The organism is Neobacillus notoginsengisoli (genome assembly GCF_003515685.1).
GTDB lineage: Bacteria > Bacillota > Bacilli > Bacillales > Cytobacillaceae > Bacillus_D > Bacillus_D notoginsengisoli.
The window spans coordinates 85,804-101,041 of record NZ_QWEG01000007.1 but is presented as its reverse complement, the minus strand read 5'-3'; the positions used below and the strand labels follow the sequence as shown (position 1 = coordinate 101,041).

The following is a 15,238-nucleotide window of genomic DNA, read 5'->3' as shown; positions in this document are numbered from 1 at the left end:
TATTCAGGGAAGCTGTATGTCCTGCGGGATGCGGCGGCAAGGTGGAGACCCCACAGGCGCCAAGGAGGCTCCACTGACGCCCCGCGGAAAGCGAAGTGCCTGAAGCGCAAATCAACCAAGATTCACCTAGAAAAGAAAATCTCTAGTTCAACCTATATAAAAGTCAAGCTACGGATGAAAAAGGAGGAAAAACATAAGGAACACCTACTACAGTACCTTTCAAGGGGAGTTTGATTATGGAATTTCTACAACAATTGATTAACGGAATATCACTGGGGAGCATATACGCCTTAATAGCACTCGGCTATACAATGGTTTATGGAATTGTAAAATTAATTAATTTTGCCCATGGCGATGTTTTTATGGTCGGGGCATTTACCGGCTTTTACTCTATCACAATCCTGGAGCTGTCATTTTTTCCTGCCCTACTCATATCAATGGTCGTCTGCTCGATTTTCGGCGTTCTAATTGAGAGGATTGCCTATAAACCACTCAGGAATGCCACTCGAATTGCCGCATTGATCACGGCGATTGGGGTTTCGCTTCTGATTGAGTACAGTGTGATTTATGTCCGGGGAGCCCAGCCGGAAGCTTACCCTTCCGGCGTGCTTCCTAAGGAAACAATCAATTTGTTTGGCGTATCAGTCAGCAGCCAGTCTTTGTTCATCCTCGGTGTATCTGTTGCCTTGATGGTCATCCTTCAGTTCATTGTCCATAAAACAAAGATCGGCAAAGCGATGCGGGCCGTTTCACACGATGCGGATGCAGCGAGGCTGATGGGAATCAATGTGAACAATACAATTTCGGCGACTTTTGCGATGGGGTCGGCCCTTGCAGGAGCCGCAGGGGTCATTTTTGGAACCTATTATACGAAGATTGAACCATTAATGGGCATCATTCCCGGGCTGAAAGCATTTGTTGCAGCGGTTCTAGGGGGAATCGGCATTATTCCAGGCGCGATGGTAGGAGGCCTTCTGCTTGGAGTCATCGAGGCACTTGTCAGCGCGACGGGCTACTCCCTATGGCGCGATGGGGTTGCGTTTATTGTCTTAATCCTGATTCTTATTTTCCTCCCATCCGGACTGTTCGGCAAAAATGTGAGAGAGAAAGTGTAGGGGGGAGCACTATGAATTATGTTAAGCGCGCAAAAGGTTTCTGGCTCTCAATTTTACTGGCTCTTGTCATCTATACTGTCATTCAGGCATTAATAACGGGGGAAATCCTGAACATATTCCATGTGAATACCATCGTGACGATGGGAATTAATATTATGCTTGCTGCCAGCCTTCATTTAATCATCGGGATCACGGGACAGTTTTCAATTGGACATGCCGGTTTCCTGGCGGTTGGAGCTTATACAGCAGCTATCATGACAATGATGTTCGAGCTTCCTTTCGCTGCTGCCCTTGTTATTGGCGGGCTTGCCGCAGCGGTCGCGGGCTTGATCATCGGCATTCCAAGCCTTCGCCTAAAAGGGGATTATCTGGCGATTGCAACTTTGGGGTTTGGCGAAATTGTCCGAGTCGCCTTATTGAACTTTGATTATGTTGGCGGGGCAAGCGGCATGCAGGTCATGCAGATGAGCACCTGGACTTGGACATTTGCCTGCGTCCTCATCACTCTTCTAGTCATTGTCAATTTTACAAACTCAACTCATGGAAGGGCCTGTATCTCCATCCGGGAAGATGAAACGGCCGCGGATGCAATGGGAATTAATACAACCTATTATAAGGTTGTAGCTTTTGCTATCGGTGCATTCTTTGCCGGGGTAGCAGGAGGCTTGTTTGCCCATAACTTTTACCTCATCCAGCCATCGAACTTTGGATTTTTGAAATCTTTCGATATATTGATCATCGTTGTGCTTGGTGGACTCGGAAGCTTGTCGGGGTCGGTCATTGCCGCTATCCTGCTGACAATTGTTTCGACATTCCTGCAAGCCTATCCCGAGACAAGGATGATTTTCTACAGTGTCATTCTGATCCTGACCATGCTGTACAGGCCTCAAGGGTTGCTTGGAACGAGGGAAATCACTTCATTCTTTAAAAAGTCAAAGAAGGCGGGAGGGGATCATGATGGCACAGGACAAACCGTTGCTTAAGGTTGAAAAAACCGGGATCCGCTTCGGGGGCCTGAAAGCTGTATGGGATGTCAATCTGGAGTTGTTCCAGGGCGAACTGGTCGGGTTGATTGGCCCGAATGGCGCGGGAAAAACAACCTTTTTTAACCTGCTGACTGGGGTCTATGTTCCGACTGAAGGAGAAATATTGCTAGACGGCGACAGCCTGAAAAAGCTGCCTCCTTACAAAATAACAAGGAAGGGAGTCAGCAGGACGTTTCAGAATATCCGCCTGTTCGGTGAACTGTCCGTCATAGACAATGTCAAGGTGGCTTACCATTCACTTGCCAAGCATGGAATCCCAAGCTCTGTTTTCCGTCTCCCGAAACACTTTAGCGGGGAAAAGGAAATGGATGAGAAAGCGGTCGAATTTTTAAAGATTTTCGGGCTTGATCGTTTCCGGGATGAGAAGGCGAAAAATCTTCCATACGGGCAGCAGCGAAGGCTGGAAATTGCCCGCGCGCTCGCAGCCAATCCGAAGCTGCTTCTCCTTGATGAGCCGGCTGCAGGTATGAACCCACAGGAGACAAAGGAACTTATGAACCTTATTTCCTTTATCCGTACAAGATTCCATCTGACAGTCCTGTTGATTGAACATGATATGCCCCTTGTCATGGGGGTTTGTGAAAGAATTTATGTCCTTGACCACGGCCAGCTGATTGCCCAGGGAACACCGGACGAGATCAGGAATAATCCAAAAGTTATTGAGGCGTATCTGGGCGAGGAGGTATCTTAATGCTGAAAGTAGAAGGGATCAACGTTTATTATGGAAATATACAGGCGTTAAAAGGTGTATCCCTTGAAGTAAACAAGGGAGAAATTGTGACACTGATTGGTGCCAATGGAGCCGGCAAGAGTACATTACTTAAAACAATTTCTGGACTGCTAAAGCCTAAGCAGGGGGGAATCTTATTTGAGAACCAGGGAATTGGCGGCAAGGCGGCGCAAGGCATTGTAAAGATGGGAATCTCACAGGTTCCGGAAGGCCGCCGTGTTTTTGCCAATATGTCGGTTGAAGAAAATCTTGAATTGGGTGCCTTCCTCCGTAAGGATAAAGCAGGGATAAAGGAGGATTTCAATAAAGTCTATGAAATTTTTCCGAGGCTCAAGGAGCGCCTCAAGCAACAGGCAGGAACTTTATCAGGTGGGGAACAGCAGATGCTGGCCATGGGCAGGGCACTGATGGCTAGGCCAAAGCTTCTGCTTCTTGATGAGCCATCGATGGGTCTGGCACCCTTGCTTGTTAAAACGATATTTCGGATCATTACCGAAATCAACGCAGCCGGTACGACCATTCTCCTCGTTGAGCAAAATGCCCATATGGCCTTATCGATTGCAAATCGGGCTTATGTCATTGAAACAGGAAGGGTTGTTCTATCAGGTTCCGCACAAGAACTCCATGCGAGCGAGCAAGTAAAAATGGCCTACCTCGGCGGCCACTAGCATAATAATCCAATAAACCATCCATCCTAAACAGGTGGGTGGTTTTTTGTTGTTTTTTGCCGAAATTTGTTTCCCGGGAAATATTCCTGAAAATAAATGATGATAACTGTCTTGACACCTGTTAAAATAAAAAACAGACAGCTAAGGGGCTGTCCAAAAAAGGGACAAAATTCATCGTAGCAGGGGGATAAAATGAAAAAGTCAAAAAGCATTTCAGAGAAAAGATTATTAGGGATTGCCGGACTCGGCTGGATGTTCGATGCCATGGATGTCGGCATGCTTTCGTTCATTATTGCCGCACTCAAAATAGATTGGGATTTGACACCAAAGGAAATGGGCTGGATAGGCAGTGTCAACTCCATCGGAATGGCAGTCGGAGCCTTACTGTTTGGGCTAATGGCAGACAGGGTTGGCCGGAAAAATGTTTTTATTATAACGTTATTATTATTTTCAGTCGGCAGCGGTTTGTCCGCTTTAACGACTTCACTGGCCATTTTTCTCGTCCTTCGTTTTGTGATTGGAATGGGGCTGGGCGGGGAACTGCCGGTTGCATCGACTCTCGTCTCCGAAATTGTACCTGCTGAAAAAAGGGGCAGGGTGGTTGTGCTGCTTGAGAGTTTCTGGGCTGCAGGCTGGCTGATTGCAGCTGTCATTTCTTATTTTATCATACCAACGTTTGGTTGGCAGGCCGCGCTTATTCTAGGAGCGCTTCCGGCATTTTACGCCATTTACCTGAGGATTAACCTGCCGGATTCACCCCGTTACTTGACACTGAAAGAAAAGCAAAAGCCCACTGCCTTAGAAGGGGTAAAAACAGTGTGGTCCAAAAAATACTTCCGCGAGACGGCCGTGCTATGGATCCTTTGGTTTTGCGTTGTTTTTTCCTATTACGGCATGTTTTTATGGCTTCCAAGTGTGATGATTATGAAAGGGTTCAGCATGATTAAGAGCTTTCAATATGTATTGATCATGACACTTGCCCAGCTTCCGGGCTATTTCACGGCAGCGTATTTTATTGAAAAAATCGGCAGGAAATTCGTGCTTGTCGTCTATCTTACGGGAACAGCGGCGAGTGCTTACTTCTTTGGGACAACAGATACATTATGGGTCCTGATGACAGCTGGTGCATTTCTGTCATTCTTTAACCTTGGCGCGTGGGGAGCACTGTATGCTTATACCCCGGAACAGTATCCGACGTCTGTCAGGGGGACAGGTGCCGGCATGGCTGCTTCATTCGGAAGAGTTGGAGGGATTCTTGGCCCGCTCCTCGTCCCGTATCTTTCCGCCCAAGGGTACTCCATCCATGTCATTTTTACAGTCTTCTGCATTTCCATTCTGATAGGGGCGGCAGCTGTGTTTTTCTTCGGCAAGGAAACAAGGGCAAAGGAACTTGCTTAAATTTTTTCATTTACACTCCGTTTATAATGCTCATGATTAAAAGGGTACCAGCTTCGGCTGGTCCCCTTTTAAGTATGCTTGATTCCTATTTCAACCCTGTGGTGCTTAGGAACTCCTTTGTTCTTTCTTCTTTCGGATTACTGAAAAACTCATCAGGATGAGCCCTCTCGACAATCATGCCTTCATCCAAATAGACCATCTTGTCCGCAACCTCACGTGCAAAGCCCATCTCGTGTGTCACGATTACCATTGTCATCCCGTCATCCGCAAGCTCCTTCATCGTCTGGAGAACTTCGCCGACAAGCTCAGGGTCAAGAGCGGACGTAGGTTCATCAAACAGCATGATATCTGGCTTCATCGCCAGCGCCCTCGCAATGGCGACTCGCTGTTTTTGCCCCCCGGAAAGCTTGTTTGGAAAGACATCCGCCTTGTCCTTAAGCCCGACTTTTCGCAAAAGCTCCAACGCATCCTTGGAGGCTTCCTCTTTCGAAATCTTTTTAACATGAACAGGGGCTTCAATAATATTTTCCAGTACGGTCATATGCGGGAATAAATTAAAGTGCTGGAAAACCATTCCGACATGCTGGCGCACTTCATTAATATCATGCGTTTCACGCCGGACCTCCTTGCCATTTATAACAATTTTGCCATGATCCTTCTTCTCCAGGAAATTCAGGCAACGCAGCAGGGTGCTTTTCCCTGAGCCACTGGCGCCGACGAGGCAGACCACATCATTTTCAAACACAGTTAAATTGATATCTTTTAATACATGTAAATCTCCGAATGATTTATTCAGATTTTCAACTTTAATCATTTCACGTGTTTCCATCCACAATTCCTCCTATCGGTCGCTTGCTGCCAGCCTTTTCTCAAAGCGATTAACGACAAATGTGAGCAAGGCTACGAGAATCAGGTAATAAACGGCGACAATCAGCAAATACGTCATTTCATCGAAATTGTTTGACCCGAGTGTTGTCGCAACATTGAACAGCTCATCCATTGAAATGAAGGCGGCCAGGGACGAATCTTTCAGACCGATAATAAATTGGTTCCCAAGCGGCGGCAGCGCCCTGCGGAAGGCTTGTGGCAAAATAATCCTTCTCATCGCCAGCCACTTGCCCATACCGAGCGAACGGCCTGCCTCCATTTGGCCATTATCAACTGCCTGAATGGAGCCGCGGAAAATTTCGGCAATGTAGGCGCCATTATGGAAAGCCAAGGCAAGGGAGGCTGCCCAAAAGTCAGGAAGGAGGAATAATCCGCTGATCCCAAAATATAAAATGAAAATCTGGACAATGAGCGGTGTTCCCCTGACAAGAAACACATAGACGTCGGAAATATAGCCGAGCCACTTCACTCTGGAAATCTTTAGAAGGGCGAAAAACAATCCGATAAGTATACCGACCAAAATGGATACGACAGTCAGTTTTAAAGTTAGGAGCATGGCGTCCATAAAGAGGCCGCTGCTGCTCATTAATGTCTTAAAAAAATGAGAAAAACTAGGCAAAATAATTTCTTCCTTTCTGCACGGAATTTGGCTGTGATGCCTGATTTCTTTTTATATGGCTACCCCACGATCAATCAGGTTTTTTCGTAATATCTTCACCGAAGTATTTCATGGAAATTTTGCTTAAGGTTCCATCCTGCCGCAACGCTTCAAGCGCTTCATTGACTTTTTTTAGAAGGGCCGGATTATCCTGGGGAAGGACGATTGCCTGCTCACTGCGCTCAATCAACTGCCGCCCCTCAATTTCGAACCCTTCCTTTGCCGCGCTTTTTCCGGTGACAAAGTCTGTTATGACTGCATCGTGTCTTCCAATGCTTAATGCATTCAGAGCAGTGATGTCACTGTCGTACATCTTCAGGTTAGATGTATATTTGCTTGCAGTATCCGCATAGGTGGATCCTTTTGCTACGGCAACCTCTTTTCCTTTTAAGTCGTCGACCGTTTTAATCTCGCTGTCAGGACGTACAAAGATTTGTGGTCCTGAGTAGTAATAGGGGGTCGAGAAGGAGACATGCTTACTCCGCTCGGGATTAATGGTGTGAGAAGCGACGGCTGCGTCCGCTCTTCCTGTCTTCACGCCTTCAACAATCCCTTTAAATTTTATTCGCTTTGGCACAGGCTTTAGGCCTAGCTCCTTCGCGACAGCCTTGCCGACCTCAACATCAAAGCCGGTCATCGTTAGGTCATCCTTCATATAACTAAAGGGCTTAAACTCGCCCGAAGCCGCAAAAGTAAACTCTCCCTTGCGAATAAGCTTAGAACCGTCCTCCAGCTTGGCCTTTTCGGCACAGCCCGACAAAAGCAGGACAGACAGTAAACAAAAAGAAAGTATCTTTCCAAATTTCATGCTCAAGGTCAAACTCCTTTCGACATCTTCTGATAGGAGTATTTACCCTTCAAGCAATTTAGTAATCCTATTGGAGTGGAAAAAATATATTCGGATAATAAAAGTGTTTTTAGGAATTTAGTAAAAAAATCGGGGGTGGTTTGAGGGAAGAGGTACAAAATGAATAAAAAAAGAAACCCTAAATGGGTTCCTTTTACAAATCAAGCTTGACCTGATGCCGTACTTTTGGATGGAATTGCTTGCGGAATTTAATTGAATAGTCCTCGAACAGCTGCTCGAGCCCAACCATTGCCAAGGAAAAGAAATTGGCATAGTTTTTCTGGACTTCCCATTTCAATTCATTGCTGCCGCAAATGCTGTGTTTATTCAGCTCTTCAATTTCCTTCTTTATATTAGCAAGTTCAATTTGATACTCATCTTCAGGCAGAGTCATCATATGGTCAATTCTTTCAATATAGTGGATCGATTTCTCTATCTTGTTTTCAATATCATCATAGCTAGCCTGGTCAATCAGTCCGTATTTGAGCTTGAATTTGTTTAGGAGCCTGGCAGATTCATAGGTCGAATTCACAATATCATCCCTTGTCATGTCGACCGTTTCATAGCTTAACATATGCTTCCATGAAGGCTGTGTAATCGCCTTCCGGTGATCTTCCAATGTATGGCACAGCTTTTTATAGCCGTGCAGCTCCGGATTTTCGAAAGCGGCGCTCGCAGGATCAAGGAACGGTGCAAGCGGTGCGATGAAATAGAACAGGCGCGGATCTTGGCCGCATTCAAGGTGGATCCTTTCTGCAAAATCAACATTTTCCAGGACACTTTCATATGTTTGGCCTGGAATGCCAACCATGAAAAAAAGGTCAATTTTCTTGCAGCCATGCTTCAGGGCAAAATTTAGGGAATCAATCACCTTCTCATTCGTGCAACTAAATTTCCCGTTATACTTGCGGATCTTCTCATCATGCGTTTCGAGTGTCAGTTCGATGCTGTATTTGGGGACAGCCTCGTTAATCTGCTCAAAGAACTTTTCATCTGCATATTGGAATAACTCAAAAACTAGTTCATTTTTCAATGTAATTTGTTTCAAGCGGCTGAAGAATTCTTCTACGTACTGTTTGCCTCCCTGCCGTATGTCATGAAGAATGAAAATAGGGGCCCGGCTGAAACGCTGGATAAATTGGATATCCTCGATTAGCTTTGCGGGCGACCTAAGGGCGAGTGATTGCCGGTTGCAGTTTTGGTCATAGCCTTCCTTCGATCCTCCGCAAATAAGGCATCTCTGTGTGCAGCCGCGTGCAGTCAGGATTGCTGTATTTGGGTACTGAAGCCACCCGTTATAAGGCAGCGGATCCATAAAGTTCTTGTATTTAAACACGGATCGGATTGTATACCTGTACCCTGGCACATCAAATTCATCAAGGTCTTTAGGAACATAAGAAAGGGGGTTATAGCCAATCTCAGTTCCTCTTTTCCAGGTGAGGTTCGGTATTTCCTCGTAATGTGAATTGCCGAACTCAAGTTTATTCATCAACATGAGCATTAGCTTTTCCGTCGAATCACCGCGCATGACGAAATCAATGAATGGGTATTCAATTAAATCTTTGTGGTAGTAAGTTGATGAGAGCCCGCCGAAGACAATTGGGGTTTCAGGATGCAGGTTCTTGACGATTTTAGCGAGTTCGATACTTCCGTGCGCATGGGGGAGCCAATGGAGGTCAATGCCAAAAGCCCGGGTATTGATTCCGCGCAGCTTTTTTTCCACATCGAATTTAGGATCCATCAGCATCCGGTTGGCAATATTAATGATTCGAACTTTAAGCCCGTATCGTTCAAGATAATCGGCAATGCTCGTCAACCCAATTGGATACATTTCAAAAACCGGGGATGAGGGAACAACATCACTAATCGGGCCAGCCAATAAAGAGTTTTCGCGGAAATCATAAACACTTGGTGCATGCAATAAAACTAAATCGTATTTCATTTACTTCACCCTCTGTAAAAGTAGTAAGTTCCCATTCTTGTTCAGATGAAGGTGAATTTCAGCCTATCATTCAAACAAATTGAGAAGTTTAGTATATTTCCATATTTGAAAGGTTGTTATGTGAAAAGATTCACAAGTTTATACAAGGGAAAGGACTGGTATTTAATACATCTTAAGCTTAGTCTATAATTCACCCTCATTTCTTCTCATACATTGACAAAAGAGTGACATAAATACCTTCAAATTTGTGACAAATGATAACTATTTTCGCTAGTAATACAAAAGTAGTAGATAAAATATTGCTTTTGCTGAATAGGAAATACGTTGATTCCCTGTCATACTATATATAAACAAACCAAAAGGGGTTTGTCCCAGCATCGGACAGTGGAATGCCATTTGACCGGTCTGGGTTTTTTTATTGAAAAGGCTTTTTTATTGTTTGGCTAGCTTAAATAACATAAAGTATAATTAACTGAAAATTTAGAATCGGGTATTGGGAGGACGGGTTTTATGGCCGCTAAAGATTCTTTAAATCGAAAAGAAAAACTGGCCAGGTATGCTATGACGGGTATTTCACTTGCAGGAGGCCTGCTCCTCCTCTATACCCTTTCAGGAATGGAGCGGCCAAATGAGCCATTGATCCTGGGCCTCCTGGTCATATTCCTCGGAATAGTCGAGTTTTATCCGATGCCAGTCTGGCGCGGATTCACGACCATCTCCTTCCCGCTTGTCTATGCCATCTTGGTCATGCATGGGTTGGAATATGCCCTATGGTCCTATGCGTCCGTGATATGTATGGTCAATGTTGTAAAAAGAAGGCCGGTCAGGATTATCTTCTTCAATCCGGCCCAGCTTGTCATAAGCTTCTACAGCGCCGTTTTGGTCGCTCGCTGGATGATGGATCTCACGAGCCTGGATGCTAAATCGGCTGTGATTGGCGGGCTTGTCCATATAACAGCCACCATTATCCCTTTTTACATCATAAATAATTTGCTAGTGGACTTTATCCTCATCGCCCGTCCACAGCCATATACATTTATGATGTGGAGGCAAAAAACGCTTCAGGAAGTAAATAGTTTGATTGTTTCCTATATCTACCTTTTCCTGTTTGTCGTTCTCGGCAATCAAAACAGGGGAGAAGTGGATGTTATAACTTTCTTTTTCTTTTTTGCCCCGTTGGTTGGCTTTGCGCTGCTGAGTTCCATCATTGTCCGACTCAGGAAGGAAAAAGCGAAGTTGAAAGCACTTTTCCGAATATCATCGGAGTTGAATAAGAAAATTGCCTCCGATGAGTGGCTCGGATTTCTTGGGAAAAACCTTCCCGAATTCATTGATGTCGATGCATGTATTCTCTGGACAAAGCAAAATGGAAAATGGGAAAGACGGTATTCTGCCGGACTGGTCAATGATGATGCCGATTTCGATGAAGGGCAGGCTGCTGCCCTGGAAACCATCCGGCATATGGTAATTTATCATAACTCGAGGAAGCAGGCAGGGCCGGCCTCGGGTTATTTCCTTAATGATATTAGAACAAAGATGTATGCGCCACTCATGCTCGAAGAAGAACTACTAGGTTTATTCGTTTTTGGGCGGAGCAGGACAAAGAGCTTTACAGAAGACGATATTCAATCCGCAGTTACACTTGCAAACCAGCTGGCTGTCCTGATCAAGACAAAATGGCTTTTCTCCGAGGAGGAAAAGCGGCTTATATTGGAAGAGCGGAACAGGATTGCCCGCGATATCCATGACGGGGTTGCCCAAACGCTTGCCGGGGCGGTCCTTAATCTGGAAACAGCGGAACGGAAATTCTTAAAGACGCCTGAAGAATCACTAAAGCTTATTCATGACAGTACAGATAAACTCCGAAAAAGCTTGAAGGAAGTCCGTGAATCGATTTATGCTTTGCGGCCGTATCCGACAGAGCGGGTAGGGCTGATGACAGCCATTGAATCAAGGATGCACTCCCTCCGAAAAGAGCATGCAGTTGAGATCCTTTTGGAAAAAAGAGGGGCGGAAATTGAGCTGAGTTCCATGACGGAAAAGGTTATTTTCGATATTTTCCAGGAAAGCGTCCAAAATGCATTAAAACATGCCAAGCCCACTAAAATAGACATTATGCTCAGCTTTCAGCGTGAGAATGTCTTTTTGAAAATAAAGGATAATGGCATTGGCTTTTCCTTGTTCCAGGCGATGATTAAGGCGAGGAATGAGCCTCACTTTGGCATTTTGCATATGAACGAAGCTGCAGAAAAAATAAAGGCATCCCTTCAGATTGACAGCAAGGAAGGAACAGGGACGGAGATTACCCTGACAGTACCTAGAATGGGAATTGAAGGAGGAAAAATGGATGATCAGGCTTATGCTGGTAGATGACCACGCGGTGCTCCGCGACGGGTTGAAAAACATCCTTGATCTTGAATCGGACATCAAGGTGGTCGGGGAGGCGGTTTCGGGAATGGATGCCCTGTCCAAAGTCCCCGATCTCATGCCGGATGTCATTTTGATGGATATTAATATACCTGATAAAAATGGAATTGAAGTGACAGGTATTCTTAAAAGGGAATACCCGGCAATCAAAATATTAATGCTCACGATGTTCGATCACGATGAGTATTTTATGTCGGCAATCCGTGAAGGAGCCGATGGCTATTTATTAAAGGATGCACCGTCCCAGCATGTGATCGAGGCGATCCGGTCGGTAGCCCGAGGCCAATCCGTCATAGCGCCGTCGATGACGAAAAAATTCCTTAATTTTCAACAGAAGCCCGCTGAAGCTCCTAAGGAAAAGAAGGATGAATTGCTGACTGAACGGGAAAGGGAAGTGCTTCTTTGCCTTGTCCAGGGGATGAACAATAAGGAAATTGCCCAGGAGTTATTTATTAGTGATAAGACAGTAAAAATCCATGTGAGTAAAATCTTTAAAAAGCTGGATGTAAAAAGCCGTTCCCAGGTCGTGATTTATGCGGTTCAAAACCAGCTCGTACCCTTGCCTTAAAACTTGTGGCCAATCAAGCCAGGTTTCCCCGGAAGCCTGGCTTTGTTTTTAGAAACTATTTGCCTTTGGCAGGTTGCTGTACGGTTAGGTACTACTTTAGGCGTACGAAAATTAGTACTTTTGCGTCCTAATATACAGCCTGTGGAGAATATTACTTCCAGCTAATCAATGTGATAATGGGGATAAAGTAGAAAATTGAGAACCTGGAGGGTAAGCGAATGAGGAAAAAATCCTTCTTACTATCATTACTCTTGTTCATTAGTCTATTGATCCAGCCATTTCACCATGCAGAGCCGAACCGCGCCAGCGCGGCAGGGACAGCGGTAATCGAACCTGGGCTGCTGGCAAAATTGACATCCGTTGTTGAGCCGCAGCAGGTTATTGTCACCTTCAAAGAAGATGCGGGAAGCCAATCAAAAATCATGTCTATTTTGAAAGGGACAGGACTGTCAAAAGGGTTTGTATTAAATCAGCTTCCGATTGCAGGCGTGTTGGCAACGAAGGCACAAATTGAAAGGCTAGCCCAAAACGAAAATGTGCTCTCCATTTATCCGAATAAAAAGCTTAAATACGAAAATAAAGAAGCAACGGAATTGACCGGAGTCGACCGCCTCAGGACCGAGCCATCCTTTACAAAATTAAACGATGGCCTGCCGGTAAACGGCAATGGGATTGGCGTAGTCATCAATGACAGCGGCGTCGATGGTACACATAAAGACATCGAGTACGGCGGGCACCTTGTCCAAAACGTTCTCGGCGCGACCAACTTGAACGCGCTGAGTGAACTTTTGCCTGTGACATGGGTTGAAAATGTACCGAATACAGACACGAGTTCCGGACATGGAACTCACGTTGCCGGGATTGTCGGGGGAACTGGCGCGATGTCAAAAGGGGAGTACGAAGGGGTTGCCCCCGGCGCGAAATTGATTGGCTATGGATCTGGGGCAGCGGTTGCCATGCTGGATACACTTGGCGGTTTCGACTACGCCCTCACCCACCAGGCTGAATACAACATTCGCGTCATTACAAATTCATGGGGCGATACGGGGGATGCAGGGACCGACTTTGATCCTTATGATCCAATTAATATTGCGACCAAAAAGCTTTACGACAGAGGCATCGTCACCGTCTTTTCCGCGGGAAACTCCGGGCCTGGGGATTCGACGATTTCTGGAAACTATAAAAAGGCACCATGGGTCATTACGGTTGCGGCCGGTACTAAACAAGGCGAGCTTGCTGATTTCTCATCGCGCGGCGTGAAAGGAAAAGGAGGTACGGTGGCCGTAGGGTCTGGGACGTGGAAATGGGAGGACCGTCCAACCGTCACGTCACCAGGCGAAACCATTATCTCAACGAGGGTTATTTCCCCACTGGCGGCACTTGGCGCGACTGATGATGTCAATCTTATTCCGCCTGCCTACCTGCCGTACTATACAACGATGAGCGGTACATCCATGGCCGCACCCCATGTTGCTGGGATAGTGGCCCTCATCCTGGACGCAAATCCGTCACTCAGCCCTCTTGAAGTAAAGAAGATTATCGAACAGACCGCAACGAACATGCCGGGCTATGAATCATGGGAAGTTGGTTCCGGATATGTGAATGCCTACGCGGCCGTTGATGCTGCACTGAACAATAGGGAGTATGGGTCTATCCTAAATATGAACCGGACGTTCAACTCCAATGCGCAAATGACAGCTAAGTCTGAAAAGATCACCCTTGATTACAGCCCTTTGAATCTAAAAAATGAGGTCAGCTTTCCTGTTGGTTCGGGGCAGACTGAACTCGTGGCCCGCCTGAATGCATACGGACTGCTCGGCCAGACCGGCAATCCTGTCAACCTCGTTTTGACGGCGCCGGACGGAACTAGGCATACCTCGGGGATATCCGTGTTATTTTCACTCTATCCTGACCGGACCGTTCAAGTGATTAATCCAGCGGCAGGAACCTGGAAGGTAAGTGTGGAAGGCCTGCAAGGTTCGCTTGCCCTCCCGGAAAAACTGGCTATTGAACTAGTAACGAAAACTGCTGGAAGCTTTAGCGGCTTGAATGACATAAACGGACACCCTGCCGAGTCAGCCATTAAACTTGCCGTAAGTAAAAGGCTCGTCGATGGCAAAAGCACGAAAAATTTTGACCCCGATGCTGCTTTGAAGCGTTCCGAATTAGCCAACTATTTAGTCATGGGAGCAGGCGTCCGCCAACAGCTGCCTTTGGCTGGAGTTTCCAGTGTGTCTGATGTCAAAGCGGCCGACCGTCCTTATGTAGAAGCAGTTCTAGGCAAAGGCGCGGCTCTGAAAAATGTGGCCCAGAACCAAAAAGGCGTCATGCTGCCTTCCTTGGCTGGCAAATTTTCGCCCGATGAAAAAGTAACCCGCGCTCAATTAGCCTATTCACTGGTCCAGGCATTGGGGCTTGAAGAAAAGGCAAATGAGTTGAAAGGGCAGGAACTGACGGTCCAATATAATGGGTCACGGGTCCCAATCCAGGATGCAGCCAACATCCCTGCCGAACTTCGGGGGCATGTCCAGCTTGCTCTCGATCTGAACATCCTGAATGCGTACTTCTCAGTGGTGCAGGATCGGTATGCGTTGAAGCCAACCATCACCGCTAAGTACGAGCCTGGCAAAACAGTATCCCGCGCCGACTATGCGGTCGCCATCACGCGCTATTTTGCGAGCTACCATCCGGCTGCGGAGTAGGATTTATAGTCGGTAGCCGTCCGCATGGTAAAATCAATTATTTCTCTACCCAAAAACTGCCTCCGAATCGGAATGATACGGAGGCTATTGTTGTTTTTGCTCTTTGATAGGAATATTCTATGATTCCGCTACTACCACAGCCTATCCAACTCTCAAATCCTATAACTTTCGTATGATGGCAAAATAGTACTTTTTCCAAGGCATTTTATATCCTTAGCTGAATAGTTAGCATTCACTATATTTACGATA

At 46.1% G+C, this 15,238-nt stretch carries 12 protein-coding genes; 8 read left to right on the top strand and 4 right to left on the bottom strand.

Features of this window, described 5'->3' with window-relative positions:
* Positions 1-236: 236 nt before the first annotated feature.
* From D1B31_RS12125 to D1B31_RS12105, 5 genes are all read left to right on the top strand, one after another.
* Positions 237-1,115: a branched-chain amino acid ABC transporter permease gene (locus D1B31_RS12125; RefSeq protein WP_118921057.1), complete on the top strand. Its 879-nt coding sequence runs from the start codon at positions 237-239 to the stop codon at positions 1,113-1,115.
* Positions 1,116-1,126: 11 nt separating this feature from the next.
* Positions 1,127-2,098 (top strand): branched-chain amino acid ABC transporter permease, encoded by a 972-nt coding sequence (locus D1B31_RS12120; protein ID WP_118921056.1) that lies wholly within the window; start codon positions 1,127-1,129, stop codon positions 2,096-2,098.
* Positions 2,073-2,852: an ABC transporter ATP-binding protein gene (locus D1B31_RS12115; protein ID WP_118921055.1), complete on the top strand. Its 780-nt coding sequence runs from the start codon at positions 2,073-2,075 to the stop codon at positions 2,850-2,852. The genes D1B31_RS12120 and D1B31_RS12115 overlap by 26 nt, the downstream gene beginning before the upstream one ends.
* Positions 2,852-3,559 (top strand): ABC transporter ATP-binding protein, encoded by a 708-nt coding sequence (locus D1B31_RS12110; RefSeq protein ID WP_118921054.1) that lies wholly within the window; start codon positions 2,852-2,854, stop codon positions 3,557-3,559. Before D1B31_RS12115 ends, D1B31_RS12110 begins: the two co-directional genes overlap by 1 nt.
* Before the next feature lie 192 nt (positions 3,560-3,751).
* Positions 3,752-4,957 (top strand): MFS transporter, encoded by a 1,206-nt coding sequence (locus D1B31_RS12105; RefSeq protein ID WP_118921053.1) that lies wholly within the window; start codon positions 3,752-3,754, stop codon positions 4,955-4,957.
* Between the two features lie 85 nt (positions 4,958-5,042).
* On the opposite strand, the gene D1B31_RS12100 is transcribed toward D1B31_RS12105, so the two are convergent.
* The 4 genes from D1B31_RS12100 to D1B31_RS12085 all read right to left on the bottom strand — a co-directional run bounded on the left by D1B31_RS12100 (position 5,043) and on the right by D1B31_RS12085 (position 9,292).
* Positions 5,043-5,786, bottom strand: a complete 744-nt coding sequence (locus D1B31_RS12100; protein ID WP_118921052.1) for an amino acid ABC transporter ATP-binding protein — start codon at positions 5,784-5,786, stop codon at positions 5,043-5,045.
* Positions 5,787-5,798: 12 nt separating this feature from the next.
* Positions 5,799-6,464 carry an amino acid ABC transporter permease gene (locus tag D1B31_RS12095; protein ID WP_118921051.1) on the bottom strand — a complete coding sequence of 222 codons (666 nt, stop codon included), beginning with the start codon at positions 6,462-6,464 and terminating at the stop codon, positions 5,799-5,801.
* Positions 6,465-6,534: 70 nt separating this feature from the next.
* The gene (locus D1B31_RS12090) at positions 6,535-7,311 is read right to left on the bottom strand and encodes a transporter substrate-binding domain-containing protein (RefSeq protein ID WP_118921205.1); all 777 of its coding nucleotides are present in this window, start codon (positions 7,309-7,311) and stop codon (positions 6,535-6,537) included.
* Between the two features lie 193 nt (positions 7,312-7,504).
* Positions 7,505-9,292, bottom strand: a complete 1,788-nt coding sequence (locus D1B31_RS12085) for a TIGR04190 family B12-binding domain/radical SAM domain protein (RefSeq protein ID WP_118921050.1) — start codon at positions 9,290-9,292, stop codon at positions 7,505-7,507.
* Positions 9,293-9,802: 510 nt separating this feature from the next.
* Here D1B31_RS12085 and D1B31_RS12080 point away from each other — a divergent pair.
* The 3 genes from D1B31_RS12080 to D1B31_RS12070 all read left to right on the top strand — a co-directional run bounded on the left by D1B31_RS12080 (position 9,803) and on the right by D1B31_RS12070 (position 14,989).
* Positions 9,803-11,665, top strand: coding sequence for a sensor histidine kinase (locus tag D1B31_RS12080; protein ID WP_118921049.1), 1,863 nt, complete (start codon positions 9,803-9,805; stop codon positions 11,663-11,665).
* Positions 11,640-12,287, top strand: a complete 648-nt coding sequence (locus D1B31_RS12075) for a response regulator (RefSeq protein WP_118921048.1) — start codon at positions 11,640-11,642, stop codon at positions 12,285-12,287. Before D1B31_RS12080 ends, D1B31_RS12075 begins: the two co-directional genes overlap by 26 nt.
* Before the next feature lie 218 nt (positions 12,288-12,505).
* Positions 12,506-14,989 carry a S8 family serine peptidase gene (locus D1B31_RS12070; protein WP_118921047.1) on the top strand — a complete coding sequence of 828 codons (2,484 nt, stop codon included), beginning with the start codon at positions 12,506-12,508 and terminating at the stop codon, positions 14,987-14,989.
* The last annotated feature ends 249 nt before the right edge of the window (positions 14,990-15,238 follow it).

Bases quoted from the DNA above. Each gene is read 5' to 3' on its own strand.
- D1B31_RS12125 (WP_118921057.1), top strand. From the start codon at position 237: ATGGAATTTCTACAACAATTGATTAACGGAATATCACTGGGGAGCATA.
- D1B31_RS12120 (WP_118921056.1), top strand. From the start codon at position 1,127: ATGAATTATGTTAAGCGCGCAAAAGGTTTCTGGCTCTCAATTTTACTG.
- D1B31_RS12115 (WP_118921055.1), top strand. From the start codon at position 2,073: ATGGCACAGGACAAACCGTTGCTTAAGGTTGAAAAAACCGGGATCCGC.
- D1B31_RS12110 (WP_118921054.1), top strand. From the start codon at position 2,852: ATGCTGAAAGTAGAAGGGATCAACGTTTATTATGGAAATATACAGGCG.
- D1B31_RS12105 (WP_118921053.1), top strand. From the start codon at position 3,752: ATGAAAAAGTCAAAAAGCATTTCAGAGAAAAGATTATTAGGGATTGCC.
- D1B31_RS12100 (WP_118921052.1), bottom strand. From the start codon at position 5,786: ATGGAAACACGTGAAATGATTAAAGTTGAAAATCTGAATAAATCATTC.
- D1B31_RS12090 (WP_118921205.1), bottom strand. From the start codon at position 7,311: ATGAAATTTGGAAAGATACTTTCTTTTTGTTTACTGTCTGTCCTGCTT.
- D1B31_RS12085 (WP_118921050.1), bottom strand. From the start codon at position 9,292: ATGAAATACGATTTAGTTTTATTGCATGCACCAAGTGTTTATGATTTC.
- D1B31_RS12080 (WP_118921049.1), top strand. From the start codon at position 9,803: ATGGCCGCTAAAGATTCTTTAAATCGAAAAGAAAAACTGGCCAGGTAT.
- D1B31_RS12075 (WP_118921048.1), top strand. From the start codon at position 11,640: ATGATCAGGCTTATGCTGGTAGATGACCACGCGGTGCTCCGCGACGGG.
- D1B31_RS12070 (WP_118921047.1), top strand. From the start codon at position 12,506: ATGAGGAAAAAATCCTTCTTACTATCATTACTCTTGTTCATTAGTCTA.